The organism is Pseudarthrobacter humi (assembly GCF_024294965.1).
Taxonomy (GTDB): Bacteria; Actinomycetota; Actinomycetes; order Actinomycetales; family Micrococcaceae; genus Arthrobacter; species Arthrobacter humi.
This window is the reverse complement of record NZ_JANCLV010000014.1, coordinates 64,926-85,493: the sequence shown is the minus strand read 5'-3', so window position 1 is coordinate 85,493 and position 20,568 is coordinate 64,926. Positions and strand designations below refer to the sequence as shown.

The window sequence follows — 20,568 nt, the reverse complement described above, 5'->3', positions numbered from 1 at the left end:
TGACAGAGATCCCGGGGCCTGTGGGCCCGGGATCTCTGTGTAAGTGTGCGCAAGGGGGGACTTGAACCCCCACGCCCGAAGGCACAGGAACCTAAATCCTGCGTGTCTGCCAATTTCACCACTCGCGCTTGGCAGATGCTGCCGTTGTCTTCAACCTCGGCCAGATGGCCTACGGATAAAAACGTACGACGGCGGATGCCAGTTTCCATTGTAGCCTCGGGCCGGCGGGGTTCCGGTCAGCCGGTTTCTGCCGCCGGTATCAGCGCCACTTCCCGCGTAATGCGTTACGCGTCCACTTTGAGGTCTCGCCGGAGTTTTGCCACGTGGCCGGTGGCCCGGACGTTGTATTGGGCAAGCGCCACCTTTCCGGCAGCATCAATCACCACGGTACTGCGGATCAGTCCCTCATAGGTCCGTCCGTAATTCTTCTTTTCGCCCCAGGCACCATAGGCTTCGGCCACGGCATGGTCCTCGTCCGAAAGCAACGGAAAGCTAAGGTCCTCGTTGGCGGCAAAGGCAGCAAGTTTGGCCACGGAATCGGGGGAGACGCCCAGGACCCGATAACCGGCCGACGTGAAGGATGCAAGGCTGTCGCGGAAATCGCAGGCCTGTTTCGTGCAGCCGGGGGTGGCGGCGGCTGGGTAGAAATACACGATGGTGCTGCCGCCGTGGCCGGAAGCCAGGTTGATGTCCTTACCTGACGAATCCTTCAGGGTGAAGTCGGGCGCTACGTCGCCGGTCAAGAGTCTGTCAGCCACTGTTAATCTCCTTGTTGCAGGCGGAACACACCAGTTTAGTAAGCATCCACGACCGGTGCTAACCAGCCTTGGCTATACTTGCTGGTATGCCTGACATGGATCGCTGGCCCACTGGGCGCCTATTGTCCACTGCGGCACGCCTTGTAGAACACTCCTGGAACGAAAAGCTAAGCGCCATCGGACTGACGCACGCAGGCGTGATCGCTATCGAAGTCCTCTCAGCGCAGGGGCCGATGACACAGGCCCAACTCGCCCAATATGTGCGCGTTCAGGCCCAGACCATGGGTAAAACCCTGAGCCGGTTGGAGTCCCACGGCCATATTGCCCGCGTGCGCAGCACCTCGGACCGCCGCAGCCAGGTGGTGTCCCTCACGGACAGCGGACGGGAAGCCGCCGCCGCAGCCGTTGAGATGGAACGCTCGGTGCTTGCCGCGGCAACTATTGACCCTGACGCCCTGCGGCAGGAGCTCCAGGCTGTGGTCAGGGAGCTGGCCAGCCAGTTCGCCTCGCCGTCAACCCGCGCCCTGGTGGACGGTGCCCCGCTCAGCTAGCAATCCCGGGAATCCGGTAAAATCTGACTGGCACCATTACTGCAAGATTCCGCAGTGGTGGTGCTTTTTTGGTGGTACCTGAAACGTCCAGAAGTGGCGTCTTTGCAGTATGATTTTGCGGCGGTTCAGGGCGCACTTTCAGGAGGTGCATGGATGGTCGCATTAGAGAGTGAACTCTTCATCATCACCAGCGGCATCTGGCCGTAGGTCTCGCCGCGCGGTGCCCTTATCATCTGACGTATGCGTAAACACTTGGTCGCCGTTGGGGTTGTGGCAATCCTCCTGGCTGGCTGCTCGGCCCCTTCAACTCAACCGGCAGTAACTTCGACGGCGCCGGTCGCCACATCAGCATCAGCCACGCCGACGCCCACTACGCCAACGACGACGGGCTCGGCCGCGACAGATCTGAACTGGGGTACGCCGACCGCTGGCGACGAGTTCAACTATACCGGCGCACCGGACGCCGCGAAGTGGTCCGTGTACAAGAGTGCCGGGCACGACGGGAATGGCATTCGAAGTCCCCAGCAGGTCACGGTAGACGGTTCCCAAATGGTCATGACCGGAACACCGGACGGCACCACCGCTGGAATGAGCGCGAAGTTTGGGCGCCAGAAGTACGGCCGGTGGGAGGTCCGCGCGGCGGGTTCGGGTGACAACGAGTACCACATGGTGTCGCTCCTGTGGCCGGATAGTGGGAATTGGCCGTGTGACGGTGAAGTTAACTACGCGGAGACGATGGGTGACTGGAACGTCATCAAGTTCTTCCTCCACCATGGATGTTGGAACGTGATAACGTCGGCGGCCAAGGCTCTGGACGTTAGTCAGTTCCACAACTACGCGGTTGACTGGTCTCCGAATGGGATGGTCGGCTACGTCGATGGGGTGAAGTGGTTTGAGGACAACAACTCCGCGCACCAGCCTCCCGGCTCGATGCACCAGACGCTACAACTGGACTGGTTCCCAGACAGCACTGCTAACGGCGCTGGCGAGATGCGAGTGGATTGGGTTCGCGTCTATGCGGCTGGCGATCCAACTCCCGCTGCCCTGCCGCCGCCATCCGATGAGTCGTTTGAATTCGCCGCCGCCGGGGACATAAACCCTCCGGGTAACACGTCGGCCACGTCGCACAGTGGTAAGAACGCGGCTAGTATCATCGCCGGTCTCAACGACGGTTCGCTGGACAACTTCCTTGCGCTGGGCGATTTCCAGTATGACAACGGCACCTGTACCGCGCTCGAGGCCTACAACCAGTTATGGGGTCCGGCTAAGGCCAAGACGTACTGGACCGCTGGCCCGAATCATGATGTTGAACCCGGCGAGAATGACGACGTTGACCGGTACATGGATGGGCAGTGCGTGTCCACGGTGAAGAGCGCGACCAGCTCCGATGTTGTACGGTTCCAAGACGCTCTTGATTGGTATTCGTTCGACAAGGGCAACTGGCACATTCTTGTAGCGCCTACGGCCACATGGCGGTATAACGCTGCGCGGGCGCAAGCGATGACCTCGGAGATGGATGCCAACCTGAAAGCGGCGAAGGCCGCTGGAAAGCATCTGGCGGTTATCTATCATGATCCGTATTTCACCAGCAACACATCGAGCCATACCCGCTTCCTTAAGGCGAAGCCGTGGATTGACGTGTTCTGGGCGAACCGCGTTCGTGTGTTGCTGTCCGGCTCACAGCACAATTATGAGCGGACCTGCCCGATAAACAACGAGGACCAGTGCGTTGCGGACGGGATGCAGCAATTTCAGGTGTCCACTGGTGGAATCGGCCTCCGGGCGTTCACCAGCAGCCCCTCTTATGTGCAGCGGAAGTTTAGCGACACCTGGGGTCACCTGCGGATGAGCCTCAAGGCCGACGGCTCATATACGTGGGAATTCCGTCCTGTGTCTGGCCGAATGCAGACTGACAGCGGGTCTCGAAGCCCTGGCTGATACTTGGTTCCGATCACGGCAAATGCCCTACAGCGATCGAGGGACAAAAGGAAGCCCCGCCTTCACGGCTTGTGGCCAGTGAGGACGGGGCTTCTTTGGTGCACCCCCCGGGACTTGAACCCGGAACCCATTGATTAAGAGTCAATTGCTCTGCCAATTGAGCTAGAGGTGCATCTCTTATGTGGTGACCTTCCGGGCTTTTTCTTTCCCGGTTGATCTCCGCAACGACATGAAACTCTACACGAACTTCCGACCCATGTGAAATCGAGGCCCGGATGCTCCCCGTGCTCAGCCGGGAGGGGCAAGAACCAGCACAAAATCAGGGTTTTTGTTGTTGGTCAGCAGCCAGAAGCCGCCGCCGGGAGTCCGGATGACGTCCCGGATCCTGCCGTATTCGCGTGTGAAATAGGCCACAGGAGCGCCTGCCTCCTCACCGGACAGGGACACCGTCCAGAGGCGTTGCCCGCGCAGGGCGCCGAGGTAGGCGGTCGACCCGGCAATTTCCAGGCCGCTGGGTGAGGAATCCGCCGTCGAAGGCCACACCACCTTCGCGTCGCGGTACCCGTCCCGGTGCGGTGCGCCGGTTACTGCGGGCCAGCCGTAATTGGCTCCCGGCTCGATGAGGTTGAGCTCGTCGTTGACGTCCGGGCCGAACTCGCTGGACCAGAGCCGGCCGGCGCTGTCCCACGCCAGTCCTTGGACGTTTCGGTGCCCCAGGCTGTACACGGCATTGCCGAAAGGGTTGCCAGGCGCGGGGTCACCCTCCGGAGTCAGCCGCAGGATCTTCCCGCCCAGAGCGTTGCGGTCCTGTGGCTGTTCGCGGCGCTGGGAGTCGCCTGTGCCCACGTACAGGAACCCGTCCGGGCCGAAGCGGATCCGGCCGCCATTGTGGGTTGATGCCTTCGGGATTCCGGAAAAGACCACCTCGGGGGCGCCGAGGTCCAGGGATCCGTCAGGCTGTTCCGTCAGCTTCAGCCGGGCGATGCGGTTGTCCTGTGCCGAGGTGAAGTACAGGTAAAGGTAGTTGTCGGACGGAAAGCCGGGGGAGAGGGCTAGTCCCAGCAATCCTCCCTCACCGCCAGGAGCCACGCCGGGGACCTGGCCGATGGTGGTCGCCCTGCCATCACGGACAGCTTTCAGCAGTGCAGAGTCACGCTCGGAAACGACGGCGGTTCCGTTCGGCAGGAATACCGCGGCCCAGGGAATGTCGAGCTGGAGATCGAGCCGTGCCACAACCTCCGGTGGCATCGCGTTACCCGGGCCGGGCCCGATCCCGGCTCCTGTGATGTTGCCGGTGGGGGCATCCTTGGCGTCCCCCGTGCAGCCCGACAGCAGCACGGCCAGGCACACTGCGAAGGCGCCCGCAATGGGCTTGGCCGCCGCGGAGGCCCGAAAGGGTGCTTGTGTCCGGTCAGATACGCGTCCGCCGGGGGGCCCGGAAGCCGGCGGCTTCCGCATGGGCCGCCGACTCAAACCAGACGTCGGCTTTCGTCTGCTCATAGTCCGGATGCCCCTCCTCGTAATAGACCATCGCTCCTGCGTCGGCCTTGACCTCGAAATCCGCAGGGCCGCTTCCATCCGGGCCGGGCGACGCAGAACCGGCGCCGTAGGGCTGGTCCGCGGCCAGATGCCCGGTCGGTTCCGGTGTATCAGCGGCTTCGGCTTCCGCAGCGGCCGTTTCTGCGCCGGGCAGCGTGGGTGCATGGGGCTCCGTGTATTCCGGGTGATGCACAAATCCGGCGCCCTGGGCCGGTGGTGCTGCAGACATTGGGGTGTCGGCAATTACGGTGGACGCTTCGCCTGCCGGCCGGTGGCTGGCGGCGGGTTGGGCTGGTGCGCTTGCCTCTGACCACTGGGTTTCCCACTCGGCTTCGTCGGCCTGCCGGCTCACACTCTCCTTGCTGCCAGGTTCCTGGGCTGCCAGCGACTCCGGGCGAGTTGGCTCCTCGTGCCCAGCGGGCTGCTCAGGTCGGCCGGGTTCCGCAGAGCCGGCCGACCCAGGGGATGGCAGTTCTTCGGCGGACAGGCGTTCCGGTACATCGGCTGCTGCGGTATATGTGGCACCAGTAGTGTCTGTCGCAGCAGCGGCACCAGCAGCAGCGGAACCGGCAACATCGGGTTCAGCAACGACGTTCTGTCCGGCGCTGGTGCCTTCTTCAGTGCTGGCTTGTTCACCGCCGGCCTTGTGCCCACCGCCGGCTTCTTGGGATTCTGCCGTGCTGGACCGCTCGGGCGCCTCGTCCGCCGTCGTCGGTGGTGTCGGCTCAGAGGCGGCGAAGCCCGCAGCGCCGGGGATGCCAGCCGTGCCTGCGGCTTCGGCCGAGGCGGCTGTGCTTCCGCCGGCGAGGCCGCCGTCCGTCCGGATCGGCGTGGAGTCGCCGGTGCTCGAGGAGCTGCTGCGGTTCAGCAGCCACCACACAACGCCCACGATCAGCACGATGAGGATAATCCAGAAGACAAAATCCATAGCAGGGCCCTTCAGTCCGGATGGCATGGTTGCCGTTCCCTGACGGTACGTCGGCGCGAACGGGACTGTCTAGGTTCCGGCGGACCGGCAAGGGCCCGTCTCAGAATTTGAGACGAGAGTCCACCATTTGATCGAAATATTCCTGAAAATGGGCCAAACGGGCTGTCCGGGTCGTTGGCGTCCCGATCGGAGTCATAGACTTTGACCCATGAGTGAGGACACCCAAACAGCAACCGAGAACAAGATCGACATCAAACCCCGCAGCCGGGTCGTCACCGACGGGATCCATGCTGCCCCCGCGCGCGGCATGTTTCGCGCCGTCGGCATGGGCGACGACGACTTCGCGAAGCCCCAGATCGGCGTTGCGAGTTCCTGGAATGAAATCACTCCCTGCAACCTCTCCCTGAACCGGCTGGCCCAAGGCGCCAAGGAAGGTGTCCACGCAGGCGGCGGTTTCCCCATGCAGTTCGGCACCATCTCCGTCTCCGACGGCATCTCCATGGGCCACGAAGGCATGCACTTCTCCCTCGTTTCCCGCGAGGTCATCGCCGACTCTGTCGAAACCGTCATGCAGGCCGAGCGCATCGACGGCTCGGTCCTCCTGGCCGGCTGCGACAAGTCCCTCCCCGGCATGCTGATGGCTGCCGCCCGTCTGGACCTGGCCAGTGTGTTCCTGTACGCCGGATCCATCATGCCGGGCTGGGTCAAGCTTGAGGACGGCTCCGAGAAGGAAGTCACCCTGATTGACGCCTTCGAAGCCGTCGGGGCCTGTGCCGCCGGCAAGATGAGCCTCGAAGACCTGACCCGCATCGAAAAGGCCATCTGCCCCGGCGAAGGCGCCTGCGGCGGTATGTACACCGCCAACACCATGGCCTGCATCGGCGAGGCGCTGGGCATGTCCCTGCCCGGCTCGGCCGCCCCGCCCTCGGCAGACCGCCGTCGAGATGAATTTGCCCGCAAGTCCGGCGAGGCAGTGGTGAACCTGCTCCGCCTCGGCATCACCGCCCGGGACATCATGACCAAGAAGGCGTTCGAAAACGCCATCGCCGTCACCATGGCCTTCGGTGGCTCCACCAACGCCGTCCTGCACCTGCTGGCCATCGCCCGCGAAGCAGAGGTCGAGCTGAACCTGGAGGACTTCAACCGCATCGGCGACAAGATCCCGCACCTGGGTGACCTGAAGCCGTTCGGCCGCTACGTCATGACGGACGTTGACAAGATCGGCGGCGTGCCGGTCATCATGCGCGCACTGCTCGACGCCGGCCTGCTGCACGGCGACTGCCTCACCGTCACCGGCAAGACCGTGGCCGAGAACCTCGCCGCGATCAACCCGCCGGACCTGGACGGCAAGATCCTCCGTGCCATGGACAACCCGATCCACAAGACCGGCGGCATCACCATCCTGCACGGCTCCATGGCGCCTGAAGGTGCCGTGGTGAAGAGTGCCGGCTTCGACGCCGACGTGTTTGAAGGCACCGCCCGCGTGTTCGAGCGTGAACAGGGCGCCTTGGCCGCACTGGACCAGGGCCTGATCAAGGCCGGGGACGTTGTGGTCATCCGCTACGAGGGCCCCAAGGGCGGGCCGGGCATGCGCGAAATGCTCGCCATCACCGGCGCCATCAAGGGTGCGGGCCTCGGCAAGGATGTCCTGCTGCTGACCGACGGGAGGTTCTCCGGCGGAACCACCGGCCTCTGCATCGGCCACGTGGCACCGGAAGCCGTCGACGGCGGCCCCATCGCCTTCGTCCAGGACGGCGACCGGATCCGCGTGGACATCGCCGCCCGCAGCTTCGACCTGCTGGTTGACGAGGCCGAGCTCGAATCCCGCAAGATTGGCTGGGAGCCCCTCCCCGCCAAGTTCACCAAGGGTGTGCTCGCCAAGTACGCCAAGCTGGTCCACAGCGCCTCCACGGGCGCATACTGCGGATAGCACGGTTTCGTTCCTCAACCTCCGGCCGCTGGTTGAGCCCAACTAGGTAGCAGTACCTGTCGTTATGAGCGCTCATAACGACAGGTACTGCGACCCAGTTGGGGAACGTGGCCAACCAGTGGACAATGGTGTCCACACTGTGAGATGCGCACAGTCCTCGTTGACATGTATCTCACACAGAGGGAAAACTGAACGCATGATCGCATTCGTTACCAGCTGCGCCGCTGCAGATGCAGCCGTCGTCCTTACCAAGCGCGTGGCTCACTAGCCCGACTGGTAACGAACCGTCACGCGCAACCCCTCGAAAAGCCGCCAGGCTGAGGGGTTTTTTTATTTCCGCATTTCCGAGTACACAGATGATCCACAAGGAAGAGTCCGATGAGCAAAGGATCGCCGATCAGCCCCTCGCTGATGGCTACTAAGTCCGCTGGAGCCCCCAAGGCTCCGGAACGCGCCGACCGAACGGCTGACCAGGCCGCCGTCGTCGCTGATCTTGCCGCTGTCTCTCCTGTCCTCGGGCCGAACAACGTTGTACCCCCAACGGTGATGACCGGCTCGCAAGCTATTGTCCGATCGCTCGAAGAACTCGGCGTCGACGATATTTTTGGTTTGCCTGGTGGCGCGATCCTGCCTACCTATGACCCCTTGATGGCCTCCAGCATGAATCACGTACTGGTCCGTCACGAACAGGGAGCCGGCCACGCCGCGCAAGGCTATGCCATGGTTACCGGGCGGGTGGGCGTCTGCATCGCCACCTCGGGACCCGGTGCCACCAACCTCGTCACCGCCATCATGGATGCCCACATGGATTCCGTGCCGATGGTGGCCATTACAGGCCAGGTATCCAGCGGTGTGATCGGCACCGATGCGTTCCAGGAAGCCGACATTGTTGGCATCACCATGCCGATCACCAAGCATTCGTTCCTGGTGACCGACCCCAACGACATCCCGCACGTTATGGCGGAGGCCTTCCACCTGGCCTCCTCCGGACGTCCCGGCCCGGTCCTCGTGGATGTCGCAAAGGATGCCCAGCAGGGTCAGATGACCTTCGCGTGGCCGCCGAAGATCGACCTCCCCGGGTACCGCCCGGTGACGCGCGGCCATAACAAGCAGGTCCGCGAAGCCGCCAAGCTGATCGCTGCTGCCACCAAGCCGGTGCTGTACGTGGGCGGCGGCGTGGTGAAGGCGCACGCCTCCGCCGAACTCCGCGAACTCGCGGAACTGACCGGCGCGCCCGTTGTCACTACCCTGATGGCACGCGGCGTGTTCCCCGATTCCCACCCGCAGCACGTGGGCATGCCGGGTATGCACGGCACCGTTTCTGCCGTCACGGCGCTGCAGCAGTCCGACCTGCTCATCACGCTCGGAGCACGCTTCGATGACCGGGTGACCGGCATCCTGAAGTCCTTCGCCCCGAACGCCAAGGTGATCCACGCGGATATTGATCCCGCTGAAATCTCCAAGAACCGTACCGCCGACGTGCCGATCGTGGGATCCGTCAAGGAAATCATCCCCGAGCTCACCGAGGCTGTGCGCTCACAGTTCGAATCCGCCGGCACGCCGGACCTCACCACCTGGTGGGCGTTCCTTAACAACCTTAAGGAAACCTACCCGCTGGGCTGGACCGAGCCGGAGGACGGACTGAGTGCCCCGCAACGCGTCATCGAACGGATCGGCGCGCTGACCGGCCCCGAGGGCATCTACGTTGCCGGGGTCGGCCAGCACCAGATGTGGGCGGCGCAGTTCATCAAGTACGAGCGCCCGCACGCTTGGCTGAACTCAGGCGGCGCCGGCACCATGGGCTATGCCGTGCCGGCTGCCATGGGCGCCAAGGTGGGGGAGCCGGACCGCGTGGTCTGGGCCATCGACGGCGACGGCTGCTTCCAGATGACCAACCAGGAACTGGCCACCTGCGCCATCAATAAGATCCCCATCAAGGTTGCCATCATCAACAACTCCTCGCTTGGCATGGTCCGCCAGTGGCAGACCCTCTTCTACGAGGGCCGCTACTCCAACACGGACCTCAACACCGGCCACAAGACCGTCCGCATCCCTGACTTCGTCAAGCTGGGGGAGGCCTACGGCTGCGCTTCCTTCCGCTGCGAGCGGGACGAGGATATTGATGCCACCATCCAGAAGGCCCTCGAAATCAATGACCGCCCCGTGGTTATCGACTTCGTCGTGAGCCCTGACTCCATGGTGTGGCCGATGGTGCCCGCCGGCGTGAGCAACGACCAGATCCAGGTTGCCCGCAACATGACCCCGGAATGGGAAGAGGAGGACTGAACATGACCCGCCACACATTGTCCGTTCTGGTTGAAGACAAGCCCGGTGTACTGACCCGCGTCGCGAGCCTGTTCGCCCGACGCGCCTTTAACATCAATTCCCTGGCCGTGGGCCCGACGGAAGTTCCGGGCATGTCCCGGATGACCGTCGTTGTCGACGCCGACGGTGACCTGATTGAACAGGTCACCAAGCAGCTCAACAAGCTGATCAACGTGATCAAGATTGTTGAGCTCACCTCCGAATCTTCCGTACAGCGAGACCACATCCTGGTCAAGGTACGTGCGGATGCCGCGACTCGTCTGCAGGTGACCCAGGCTGCAGACCTGTTCCGTGCTTCAGTGGTTGACGTTTCCACAGACTCCGTCGTCATTGAAGCAACAGGCCACCCCGAAAAGCTCACAGCGCTGCTCTCAGTGCTTGAGCCCTTCGGCATCCGCGAAATTGTGCAGTCCGGCACCCTGGCCGTTGGACGGGGATCCCGCTCCATGAGTGACAGGGCTTTGCGCAGCGCTTAATAAAGGCGGGGCCCGGCCCCGCCTGCGGCGCAATGCCCGTGCAGTACCGCAACACCCCAGACTAATTACCCAGTGAATCACTCAAGAGGAGTTACCCAAGTGACTGAAATGTTCTACGACGACGACGCCGACCTGTCGATCATCCAGGGTCGCAAGGTCGCCATTGTTGGCTATGGCTCCCAGGGCCACGCCCACGCGCTGAACCTGCGCGACTCCGGCGTCGAGGTTGTCATCGCCCTCAAGGAAGGCTCGAAGTCGATCGCCAAGGCCGAAGAAGCCGGCTTCAAGGCCCTGACCGTTGCCGACGCCGCCGAATGGGCCGACGTCATCATGATCCTGGCACCGGACCAGCACCAGCGCTCGATCTACAACGAGTCCATCAAGGACAAGCTGACCCCCGGCAAGGCACTTGCCTTCGCCCACGGATTCAACATCCGCTTCGGCTACATCGAGGCGCCGGAGGGCGTTGACGTCATCCTGATCGCTCCGAAGGCTCCGGGCCACACCGTGCGCCGCGAATTCGAAGCCGGCCGAGGCATCCCGGACATCATCGCCGTGGAGCAGGACGCCTCCGGCGCAGCCTGGGACCTGGCCAAGTCCTACGCCAAGGCCATCGGCGGCACCCGCGCCGGCGTCATCAAGACCACCTTCACCGAAGAGACCGAAACCGACCTCTTCGGCGAGCAGGCTGTCCTGTGCGGCGGCGTTTCCCAGCTGGTCCAGTACGGCTTCGAGACCCTGACTGAGGCCGGCTACCAGCCGGAGATCGCCTACTTCGAGGTGCTTCACGAGCTCAAGCTCATCGTTGACCTCATGTGGGAAGGCGGCATCGCCAAGCAGCGCTGGAGCGTTTCCGACACCGCAGAGTACGGCGACTACGTCTCCGGCCCGCGCGTCATCACCCCCGCGGTGAAGGAAAACATGCAAGCTGTCCTCGCCGACATCCAGAGCGGCGCGTTCGCCAAGCGCTTCATCGACGACCAGGACAACGGCGGCGAAGAGTTCAAGGCCCTGCGTGCCAAGGCTGAGCAGCACCCGATCGAGGCCGTTGGCCGCGAGTTGCGCTCCCTGTTCGCCTGGCAGCAGACGGACGAGGACTACGTAGAGGGCTCCGCAGCCCGCTAAGTCTGCTGTGCGGGTGCCCCTCGTGGTGCCATCATGAGGCCGGGTTCACTTAACAATGTGAGCCCGGCCTTTCCGTCCGCCTAGACTTGTCCCATCCCAAGGACTGCAACGCAGAGGATCACTCGTGTCAAAACCCGTAGTACTGCTCGCCGAAGAACTTTCGCCCGCCACCATCGAGGCCCTCGGCCCGGACTTCGAGATACGCCAGACTGACGGCTCCGACCGGTCCCAGCTGCTCGCCGCCATCGCGGACGTGGACGCCATCCTGGTCCGCTCCGCCACCCACCTGGACGCCGAAGCCATCGCCGCCGCGAAGAACCTCAAGGTCATCGCCCGCGCCGGCGTTGGCCTGGACAACGTTGACATCAAAGCCGCCACACAGGCCGGCGTGATGGTGGTCAACGCCCCGACGTCGAACATCATTTCGGCAGCGGAACTGACGGTGGGCCACATCCTGAGCCTCGCACGCCATATCCCGCAGGCCAGCTCCGCGCTGAAGAACGGCGAATGGAAGCGCTCCAAGTACACCGGCATCGAACTCTTCGAGAAGAAGATCGGCATCATCGGCCTGGGCCGCATCGGCGCCCTCGTCGCTGCCCGCCTCCAGGGCTTCGACACCGAAATCCTCGCCTACGATCCGTACATCACCTCGGCCCGCGCCGCGCAGCTCGGCGTCAAACTCGTCACCCTCGATGAACTGCTGAGCCAGTCGGACTTCGTTACCATCCACATGCCCAAGACGCCGGAAACCGTGGGCATGCTCGGCGCTGACGCGTTCACCAAGATGAAGTCCACCGCATACGTGGTCAACGTGGCCCGTGGCGGCCTCGTGGACGAAGAGGCTCTCTACGCAGCCCTGCAGGACCGCCAGATCGCCGGCGCAGCCGTGGACGTCTTCGTCAAGGAACCCAGCACGGACCTGCCGTTCTTCGCCCTGGACAACGTGGTGGTCACCCCGCACCTGGGTGCATCCACCGATGAAGCCCAGGAGAAGGCAGGCGTCTCGGTTGCCAAGTCCGTGCGTTTGGCGCTGGCCGGCGAACTGGTACCGGATGCCGTGAACGTGGCCGGCGGCGTGATCGCCTCTGATGTCCGTCCGGGCATCCCGCTGATCGAAAAGCTGGGCCGGATCTTCACCGCGCTGACCCACGCCTCCCTGACCCAGATCGACGTCGAGGTGGCAGGCGAGATCGCGGCGCTGGACGTCAAGGTCCTGGAACTGGCTGCGCTCAAGGGCATCTTCGCCGATGTGGTGACGGAACAGGTCTCCTACGTCAACGCCCCGGTCATCGCCGAACAGCGCGGCATCAACGTCCGCCTCATCACGACGGCGGAAGCGGAGGACTACCGCAACGTCCTCACCATCCGGGGTGCCTTGAGCGACGGTAGCCAGATCTCCGTGGCAGGTACGCTCACGGGTCCCAAGCAGATCCAGAAGCTCGTTGGCGTCAACGGCTACGACGTTGAGATCCCCATCAGCGAGCACCTCGTGGTGGTTGCCTACGCCGACCGGCCTGGTGTGATCGGAACCATCGGGCACATCCTGGGCATGAACAACATCAACATTGCCGGCATGCAGGTGGCTCGGCAGGCGGAAGGCGGCCAGGTTCTGGCACTGCTGACCATCGACAGTTCCGTTCCGCAGCAGGTTCTTGACGCCATCAAGGCAGGCATCGGCGCCGAAATGGTCCGCGAAGTGGACCTCGAGGACTAAGAACCGCACCGCCATCAACTACGCGTGACCGAACCTTAACGTCGGCCACGTATGATTGGCCGGTCTGCTTACAATGGCTAGGTCCTGATTCAGGACCACGCCGGCAGACCGGCCAATACTTTTTGCACACCAGGCAGGAAAATCCTATATATCCGCCGCCTGCGGATCCCGGTGTGCGCACGCAATCCAGGTTTCAGGGAGCCCAATGAACGCCGTCCAGAGGTTCATCAGAAGCAAAGTGCTGCTGCTGACCGCGGCCATCTTGATCGCAGCCATGTGCTTGTCGGTCCTCGTCCAAGGCCAGTCGCAGGCCGCACTCAACCGAACGGTGGATGAGAACTCGCGGGGTCTCTACGACGTCCTGGTCCAGGCCAAGGCAGGCTCCGGGGCGCTGATGCAGCCGGAGATCGCCAACGGTGGCGGCGGCATCGGCTTTGACCAGCTCGAGAACATCCGGAAGCTTTCGGGAACGTCCGTGGCGGCACCCATCAGCCTGGTGTCCCGCGTGACGCAGAACCTGGAAGCGCCACGGCTCGACGCCATGGACTACCTTGGCTACAACTCCGGGCTGGCAGGCACAGCCACCACGGACCAGGCCGCCGGCGCCACAGATCCCGGCAAATGGCCCGCCGCTGAGTCCGTCCTGAGCGACACCGCCAAAAAGTACCGCCTGACCGCCAGCGCCGTCAGCTCCGACGGTGTCTCCGAGCAGACCCTGTTCAAGTCCACTGCCGAGGGCAGCCTGGGCAAGGCCAAACTCGTCGAGGAGAAGGCTGCCGGCGGCAGCAGCATCCGGATTGCCCCTCCCGCGGGCGAGACGGGCATCAAATTCCCCGCACCAGCCGGCGGCTCCGAACATAACCTGTTCAACCTTTCGGTGTCACTGCCGCTGTCTCCCGAAGTGACCGAGTCCGTGGTCGCCGTCGACCCCGTCTCCGAGCGGGCACTGCTCGGCTCAGCCGGCGACTTCCTCGCCCCGCTGGAGAAGGCCCCGCCCGCTGACGCGCGGAACGCCGGAGCCATCGGCCGGCACTTCGAAAGCCTCTTCACCAACGGCATCAGCCAGGAAGAGCTCAAAGAGGGCCCCGACTTCCTCGGCGTCAAGCTCAAGTACTGGGCACCGTTGATGACCCAGTACCAGCAGGCGAAGCGCAGCGGACAGCTGACCGCGGATTCGCAGGCCATTCCCCTGGTTGTCCGTTCCGGCACATCCCTGGACCTTAAGTACAACGTGAAGATCGAGGAGATCGACGCCGCAGGCAAGGTTGTCAAGGACGTCGGCACCGCCACGCGTTCCCTCGGTAAGGACTACCTGCCGTTTGTGTCCAAGGACCCGTTCGCGCTGTCCTGGCCCGGCTCCACCGACCACTCCGGCCTCCTCGGCAGCGCCGGCAACTTCAACCAGGGCCTCTACACCCCGGCCACGTGGAGCACCGACTTCGCTGCCGCGCCGAAGTATACCGACGGCGAGGCTGCGGCCAATGGTGCCGTCCAGAAGACCGCCGTTCCCCGCGACTGGGTCACCGTAAACCGCCTGCCGGAGAAGGGTGCCAACGGCGCCCCGGTGGACCAGACGCAGCGTGAACCCGTGGATGAACGGTCCTACCGGGAAGACCTGGCAACAGGGGAGAAGCTCGCGGCTCCGCTGGCCATGGTCTACGGCACCTTCGACCCCTCGGCTGTGGAGAAGGCCGCCGGCGACGTCAACCGCCTTCCACTGGGTGGCTACGACCCCACTCCGCTGACCCTCACCAAGGACGCCGAAGGCAAGACGGTCACCGGTACCGAACTCACGCCTTCACTCAGTGCCACCGGACTGGCCAGCCAGTCGGCCGGTGCCATCACCGACTTCTACGGCCTGGCCGCAGCACGCGGCTACAAGGACAACGCCGCCGTGATCGATGCCGTACGTGTCCGGGCCAAGGCCCCCGGAAGCTGGAAGGAAGCCCAGCCCGACGTCGAAAAGCTCGCCAGCGAGATCCGCGAAATGGGTCTTGAGGCTACTGTTGTGGCCGGTTCCGCCCGTGAGGACGCCAGCATTTTTGTCCCCGGATACTCCAAGGACGACGCCGGCAAGGAGTCAGCGCTGGGCACTGTCCAGCAGTCCTGGGTCCGGCAGAATGCAGCGGACGCAGTCTCCGGCTCCCTTACAGGGACCAACGTGACACTGCTCTTCCTGACGCTGTGCGGAGCCGCGCTGTTGACCGGCGCCTCCACCGTCAGCTACATCCGCAAACGCAAACGTGAAGCCGGGACCCTCCGCGCCATGGGCTGGACCCAGGTGCGCATCAGGAACTGGGTGCTTGAGGAATTCGGTGTCGGCGCTGCGCTGCTCGCGGTAGCCGGGATCATCCTGAGCCTGGTGAGCTGGAGCATGACCACAGCCATCGTCTCAGCCTCCGTCCTGGTCCTGTATGCGGCAGCGGCCTTCTTCGCCGCCCAACAGCTGCGCCACCGTGATGAGGTGGACCAGGAACCGCAGCACGACGAGCGGCTGATCCCGGTGGACTCCCCGCTGACCTTTGCCAACCGGCAGCTCAGCACGAACAAGTTCAACACCCTGTCCCTGGCCGTCGCAGTCGGCGTGTTCGGAGCCGCGGTGGGCGGGCTGGTTGCCTTGCTCATCGACATCCCCCGTGCTGCCGGAGCGAGCGCCCTCAGCGGCCTGGCCGCAGCAAGCGTGGCGATGCCCAGCATGCTCCTGGCACTCGCCGGCGTCGCCGTGGGGCTGGTCCTGACCCTGGTCACCGGCCGGTTTGAGCTGAACGCCAAACGCCAGTACCTGGGCATCCTTGAGGCCATGGGCTGGAACCCGGACATGCTCCGCCAGGTCCGTCTTTTCGAAAACGCGCTGGTGGGCACGGTGGCCTTGCCGCTGGGCGTCCTGGGCGCGCTGGGCATCGGGCTCCTCCTTGCCCCGTATGCCGCGCTATGGGCCGGCGTCGCCGGCCTCGTGGCTGTACTTTGCTGGATACCGATTGCAACGAAAGTGGTCCAATGACAAACGAGACGAACGTTTACCGGAGCCGGAGGTCCGGCTCGGCTGAGTCGCCCCTGCAGACCCGTGCCAACACCATCGTCAAGGCCGCGGACCACGGGACCCCGCTGGAACTGAGCGACATCACCATCCGCTATGGCGGCGGTAAAAGCGGTGCCGAAGCCGTCAGTGTTGTGGAGAACTTCGACCTCACACTGCACGCCGGCGAGATGCACTGCGTCGCCGGCCGAAGCGGATCCGGCAAGACCAGCATCCTGACGGTGGGCGCGGGACTGACCCTGCCGACGTCGGGCCGTGTCTTCTGGGAAGGTGATTCCCTCGAAAGCATGGGCGACGACGAAATCGCCGACCGCCGTCGGGCCCTGATCGGTTACGTTGACCAGGGCGGCGCCCTTATCGACGGCATGAGCGCCCTCGAGAACGTCCTCCTGCCGGCCGTGCCCGACGGCGAGGTGGACCAGCGCCGCGACATGGCCAAGGACCTCCTGGACCTGGTGGGCCTGGGCCGCCGGATGCGGCACCGTCCGGCCCAGCTGTCCGGTGGTGAGCGCCAGCGTGTGGCGATCGCCCGCGCCCTGATCCTGGGTACGCGCGTCCTGGTGGTCGACGAGCCCACGGCCAGCCTGGACAGGGCCTCCGCCAACCGCATCATCAGCATCCTCAAGGACACCACCTCGGACGGCATCGCAGTACTGGTCGCTTCACACGACCACGAACTGGTCCGCCTGAGCGATACGCTGACTGAACTGATCTAGCCCTGCCCCTTCGCACCAAAGGTAACGTCCGCACGTGAGCGCAACAGCCAAAACCCCGTTCTACATCACCACGGCCATCACCTACCCGAACGGTGTTCCGCACATCGGGCATGCCTACGAGTACATCGCCACCGACGCCATGGCGCGTTTCAAGCGGCTTGACGGCTTTGACGTGATGTTCCTGACGGGCACGGATGAGCACGGCATGAAGATTGCGCAGGCGGCGGAGAAGGAAGGCCTCACGCCCAAGGAGCTGGTGGACCGCAACGCGGAAATCTACAAGTCTGCCCACGCCGCCCTGGGGATCACGTACGACCGCTTCATCCGGACCACGGACGCTGACCACTATGCGGCGTCGCAGGCCATCTGGAAGAAGATGGAAGCCAACGGCGATATCTACCTGTCCAAGTACGAGGGCTGGTACTCCGTCCGGGACGAGGCCTTCTACGTGGAGGACGACACCCTGGTCAAGGACGACGGCGTGCGGTACTCCAAGGAGACGGACACCGAGGTGACGTGGACGGCTGAGGAGAGCTACTTCTTCCGGCTGTCCTCCTACCAGGACCGCCTGCTGGCGCTGTACGAGGCCCAGCCGGAGTTCGGGGCACCGCAGTCCCGCTTCAACGAGGTCATCAGCTTCGTCAAGCGGGGCCTCGAAGACCTGTCGATCAGCCGCACCACGTTCGACTGGGGTGTCCCCGTCCCCGGCAACGACAAGCATGTGATGTACGTCTGGGTGGACGCGCTCACCAATTACCTGACCGGCGTCGGCTACCCGGACGTCGATTCGGAGTCCTTCAAAAAGTACTGGCCCGCCGATGTGCATGTGATCGGCAAGGACATCTCACGGTTCCACGCCATCTACTGGCCGGCGTTCCTGATGAGCGCCGGCCTTGAGCTGCCCAAGCGCGTCATGATCCACGGCTTCCTGCACAACAACGGTGTGAAGATGTCCAAGTCGCTCGGCAACGTGGTGGCACCGGCAGACTTCGTGGCGCAGTACGGGCTGGACCAGGTACGGTTCTTCTTCCTCCGAGAGGTCCCGTTCGGCGCCGACGGCAGCTACAACCATGAGGCCATCGTGGGCCGCATGAACTCGGACCTGGCCAACAACTTCGGCAACCTGGCGCAGCGTTCGCTGTCCATGGTGGCGAAGAACTGCGAGGGCCGGGTTCCGGTTCCGGGTGCCTTCTCGGCGGAAGACACCGCGATCCTGGCACAGGCCAACGGGCTTCTGGAGACGGCCCGGGCTGCCTTCGAAAAGCAGGAATTCAGCCGCGCACTCGAGGCCATCTGGGGCGTCCTGGGGGACACCAACGCCTACTTTGCCGAGCAGGCTCCCTGGGTACTGCGGAAGACCGACGTCGAACGCATGAACACCGTGCTGTACGTGACGCTGGAAGTGCTGCGCATCGTGGCCATCCTGGCCCAGCCAGTGATGCCCACCGCCACGGCCGCGCTGTTGGACTCCCTGGGACAGCCCGACGGCGGATCCCGCCAGTTCTCCGCGCTCACCACACCTATTGTCGCCGGAACTCCGCTGCCGGCTCCGGCGCCCGTCTTCCCCAAGTATGAGGAACCGGCCGAAGCCTAGGTATGTCCCTGCTGGCTACTTGCCGGTACGCGGACTGAGTACGGTTCCGGGGCCGGTCAGTAGGGCCCGCCTTCCAAGGCGGGTACTGAGTACTGGAGACATCATAGTGTTCGTCTGTCTAGCCTTATCTGGTTAGCAAACTGATGATTCGCATCTGGGAGAACCGTCGCCCCCGATGCTGTCCGTTTGCCTTTAGCCCTCCGTGTCGGGGTTGGCGCCGTTCTTCCACCTGTCTGATCAGTTTGGACCAGACAATGGATGGAGACGGAAATGAAACGGATCCTTGCCGCTTTTGGTGTCGCGGGTCTTGTGCTATTAGGTGCCACAGCGCCGGCCACCGCGACGCCTTCTGAGGACGAGAAAAAGATCACCATTTGCCACGCCACCGGCTCGGGAAGCAATTCCTACAGCTCGGTGACCATCAGCCTCAACGCGCTCAACGCCCACGTGGGCCACCAGCACCATGAGGACATCATTCCGGCCAACGACGGGAAAGTCCTACCCGGAGGCCAGAACCTTGACAAGGCCAGCATCTGGAATGCAGGCTGCGCCGCACCAGGCGAGGGTAACGGTAACGGTAACGGCAACGGCGATCACAAGATCAGCATCTGCCACGCCACGGGCTCGGAAAAGAAGCCGTACCACCCGATTACGATCGCCCTGCAGGGGCTCAACGGCCACGCCAATGCCAACCACCAGCACACTGAGGACATCATCCCGCCGAACAACGGCAAGGTGCTGCCTGCAGGCCAGAACTGGACGGCTAACGGGCAGGCAACCTATTACAACGGCTGCGTTCCCACAACGGCGCCGCCAGTAGTGCCGCCTGTTGTTCCTCCGGTAGTCCCGCCTGCTGTTACTCCGGTGACGCCGGGCGAAACTCCCAGAGGTGCTGTTGTGGGTGCGCCGGCGGGTCAAGGTGCCGTAGCCGCCAACAACCCTGGCTTCAATGTCCAGACTGCAGTGGCAGGTTCGACTGACGTTTCCATCGCCCCCTGGGCCGCTGGCATCGTCGTGATGATGCTCGCTGCAGCGGGAGTGGCTGCCCGCAGGACCCTGGCAGCCAGCGGTACCGTATCCCGGCCCCGGAAGGAATGACGCCGGCTACTGGCGCCCGCAGGGGCGCTGTTTGAATCACCGGCAGGCGCCGTGGCCGCAAGGGCACGGCGCCTGCCGGCAAACCAGGCAAATCCGACTCACAAGCGGGGTAACCATGGACAGCGATCGAAGGCTCTTCACCACCAAAAGCATCGTCTTCGTGGTGCTTTGCGGCGTGCTGGCCTACCTGGCGTTCGCGTTTCTCCCCTTCTTGGCCGGGCCGGGGGCTTCGCCGACCGTGACCGTGGTTGCTGTGCAGCCGACCACCCAGGCCCCGGCGCCGTCCACCCCCACGCCCTCCACGGACACCGGCGCCCCGGTCCCGGCGGGTCCGGCAGCGTCGCCGCCGCAGCGGCTGGTGTACCCGGCCGCAGACATCGATGTGGTGGTCCATCCGCTCGAACCCACGGGCGAGGACCAAGCCACCCAGACCATCGTGCCGCCCCCCACCATGGACGGCTACTGGCTGTCGCCTTACGGTGCCCCCGGCGCGGGCTCGGTCAATACCACGTACATCGCCGGGCACAGCTGGACGGACCGGGATGCGCCGTTCAACCGGCTGAGTACCAAGGCGGCGGCAGGTGACAGGCTGACCGTGGCCACGGCCACGGGCGAAGTGGCCTACCTGGTGGACTCGGTGACTACCTACGTCAAGTCCGGCCTTAAAGACAGCCCCATCTGGCAGGTGGCACCCAACAGGCTGGTCCTGATTTCCTGCTACACAGGTGATGCCTGGGGCACCAACGTGGTGGTGGTGGCCTCACCGGAGGACCCAGCCCTTCGTCTCAGCAAATGAGACTGATTGTCCGGCATGCGGATCATCTTAATATTCTTGGAGC

The 20,568-nt window shown here is 64.0% G+C and carries 16 protein-coding genes and 2 tRNA genes; 13 read left to right on the top strand and 5 right to left on the bottom strand.

What is annotated here, in order from left to right:
* Nucleotides 1-46: 46 nt before the first annotated feature.
* Both NFC73_RS17140 and bcp read right to left on the bottom strand, forming a co-directional pair.
* Nucleotides 47-128: transfer RNA gene (locus NFC73_RS17140), tRNA-Leu, on the bottom strand.
* Nucleotides 129-284: 156 nt separating this feature from the next.
* Complete coding sequence (bcp, locus tag NFC73_RS17135) at nucleotides 285-758, bottom strand: thioredoxin-dependent thiol peroxidase (protein ID WP_254752112.1); 474 nt, start codon at nucleotides 756-758, stop codon at nucleotides 285-287.
* A gap of 95 nt (nucleotides 759-853) precedes the next feature.
* Between bcp and NFC73_RS17130 the strand changes: the two genes are divergently transcribed.
* The 3 genes from NFC73_RS17130 to NFC73_RS17120 are packed head-to-tail and all read left to right on the top strand — an operon-like array spanning nucleotide 854 to nucleotide 3,247.
* On the top strand, nucleotides 854-1,309 hold the full coding sequence (locus NFC73_RS17130; protein WP_058932071.1) for a MarR family winged helix-turn-helix transcriptional regulator: 456 nt from the start codon (nucleotides 854-856) through the stop codon (nucleotides 1,307-1,309).
* Nucleotides 1,310-1,363: 54 nt separating this feature from the next.
* Nucleotides 1,364-1,516 carry a hypothetical protein gene (locus NFC73_RS17125; RefSeq protein ID WP_254752110.1) on the top strand — a complete coding sequence of 51 codons (153 nt, stop codon included), beginning with the start codon at nucleotides 1,364-1,366 and terminating at the stop codon, nucleotides 1,514-1,516.
* Between the two features lie 33 nt (nucleotides 1,517-1,549).
* The gene (locus NFC73_RS17120) at nucleotides 1,550-3,247 is read left to right on the top strand and encodes a family 16 glycosylhydrolase (RefSeq protein ID WP_254752108.1); all 1,698 of its coding nucleotides are present in this window, start codon (nucleotides 1,550-1,552) and stop codon (nucleotides 3,245-3,247) included.
* Nucleotides 3,248-3,343: 96 nt separating this feature from the next.
* Here NFC73_RS17120 and NFC73_RS17115 read toward each other — a convergent pair.
* The 3 genes from NFC73_RS17115 to NFC73_RS17105 form a co-directional block, all read right to left on the bottom strand.
* A tRNA-Lys gene (locus NFC73_RS17115) sits at nucleotides 3,344-3,419 on the bottom strand.
* A gap of 116 nt (nucleotides 3,420-3,535) precedes the next feature.
* The gene (locus NFC73_RS17110) at nucleotides 3,536-4,705 is read right to left on the bottom strand and encodes a PQQ-dependent sugar dehydrogenase (protein ID WP_372494685.1); all 1,170 of its coding nucleotides are present in this window, start codon (nucleotides 4,703-4,705) and stop codon (nucleotides 3,536-3,538) included.
* Entirely contained in the window at nucleotides 4,659-5,714 is a 1,056-nt protein-coding gene (locus NFC73_RS17105) for a sunset domain-containing protein (RefSeq protein ID WP_254752106.1), read from the bottom strand. Before NFC73_RS17105 ends, NFC73_RS17110 begins: the two co-directional genes overlap by 47 nt.
* Nucleotides 5,715-5,922: 208 nt before the next feature.
* Between NFC73_RS17105 and ilvD the strand changes: the two genes are divergently transcribed.
* From ilvD to NFC73_RS17055, 10 genes are all read left to right on the top strand, one after another.
* Nucleotides 5,923-7,644, top strand: coding sequence for a dihydroxy-acid dehydratase (ilvD, locus tag NFC73_RS17100; protein WP_254752104.1), 1,722 nt, complete (start codon nucleotides 5,923-5,925; stop codon nucleotides 7,642-7,644).
* A 378-nt stretch (nucleotides 7,645-8,022) separates the two neighbouring features.
* Nucleotides 8,023-9,930 (top strand): acetolactate synthase large subunit, encoded by a 1,908-nt coding sequence (locus tag NFC73_RS17095; RefSeq protein WP_254752102.1) that lies wholly within the window; start codon nucleotides 8,023-8,025, stop codon nucleotides 9,928-9,930.
* A 2-nt stretch (nucleotides 9,931-9,932) separates the two neighbouring features.
* Complete coding sequence (ilvN, locus tag NFC73_RS17090) at nucleotides 9,933-10,445, top strand: acetolactate synthase small subunit (RefSeq protein ID WP_011692379.1); 513 nt, start codon at nucleotides 9,933-9,935, stop codon at nucleotides 10,443-10,445.
* Nucleotides 10,446-10,544: 99 nt separating this feature from the next.
* The gene (ilvC, locus tag NFC73_RS17085) at nucleotides 10,545-11,570 is read left to right on the top strand and encodes a ketol-acid reductoisomerase (protein WP_254752100.1); all 1,026 of its coding nucleotides are present in this window, start codon (nucleotides 10,545-10,547) and stop codon (nucleotides 11,568-11,570) included.
* 124 nt (nucleotides 11,571-11,694) lie between these two features.
* Complete coding sequence (gene serA / locus NFC73_RS17080; protein WP_056349234.1) at nucleotides 11,695-13,284, top strand: phosphoglycerate dehydrogenase; 1,590 nt, start codon at nucleotides 11,695-11,697, stop codon at nucleotides 13,282-13,284.
* A 205-nt stretch (nucleotides 13,285-13,489) separates the two neighbouring features.
* Nucleotides 13,490-16,285: an ABC transporter permease gene (locus NFC73_RS17075; protein WP_254752098.1), complete on the top strand. Its 2,796-nt coding sequence runs from the start codon at nucleotides 13,490-13,492 to the stop codon at nucleotides 16,283-16,285.
* Nucleotides 16,282-17,037 carry an ABC transporter ATP-binding protein gene (locus NFC73_RS17070; RefSeq protein ID WP_056349225.1) on the top strand — a complete coding sequence of 252 codons (756 nt, stop codon included), beginning with the start codon at nucleotides 16,282-16,284 and terminating at the stop codon, nucleotides 17,035-17,037. Before NFC73_RS17075 ends, NFC73_RS17070 begins: the two co-directional genes overlap by 4 nt.
* 34 nt (nucleotides 17,038-17,071) lie before the next feature.
* The gene (metG, locus tag NFC73_RS17065) at nucleotides 17,072-18,631 is read left to right on the top strand and encodes a methionine--tRNA ligase (RefSeq protein WP_254752096.1); all 1,560 of its coding nucleotides are present in this window, start codon (nucleotides 17,072-17,074) and stop codon (nucleotides 18,629-18,631) included.
* A 270-nt stretch (nucleotides 18,632-18,901) separates the two neighbouring features.
* Nucleotides 18,902-19,729, top strand: a complete 828-nt coding sequence (locus tag NFC73_RS17060; RefSeq protein ID WP_254752094.1) for a hypothetical protein — start codon at nucleotides 18,902-18,904, stop codon at nucleotides 19,727-19,729.
* Nucleotides 19,730-19,844: 115 nt separating this feature from the next.
* On the top strand, nucleotides 19,845-20,525 hold the full coding sequence (locus tag NFC73_RS17055) for a class F sortase (protein WP_254752092.1): 681 nt from the start codon (nucleotides 19,845-19,847) through the stop codon (nucleotides 20,523-20,525).
* The last annotated feature ends 43 nt before the right edge of the window (nucleotides 20,526-20,568 follow it).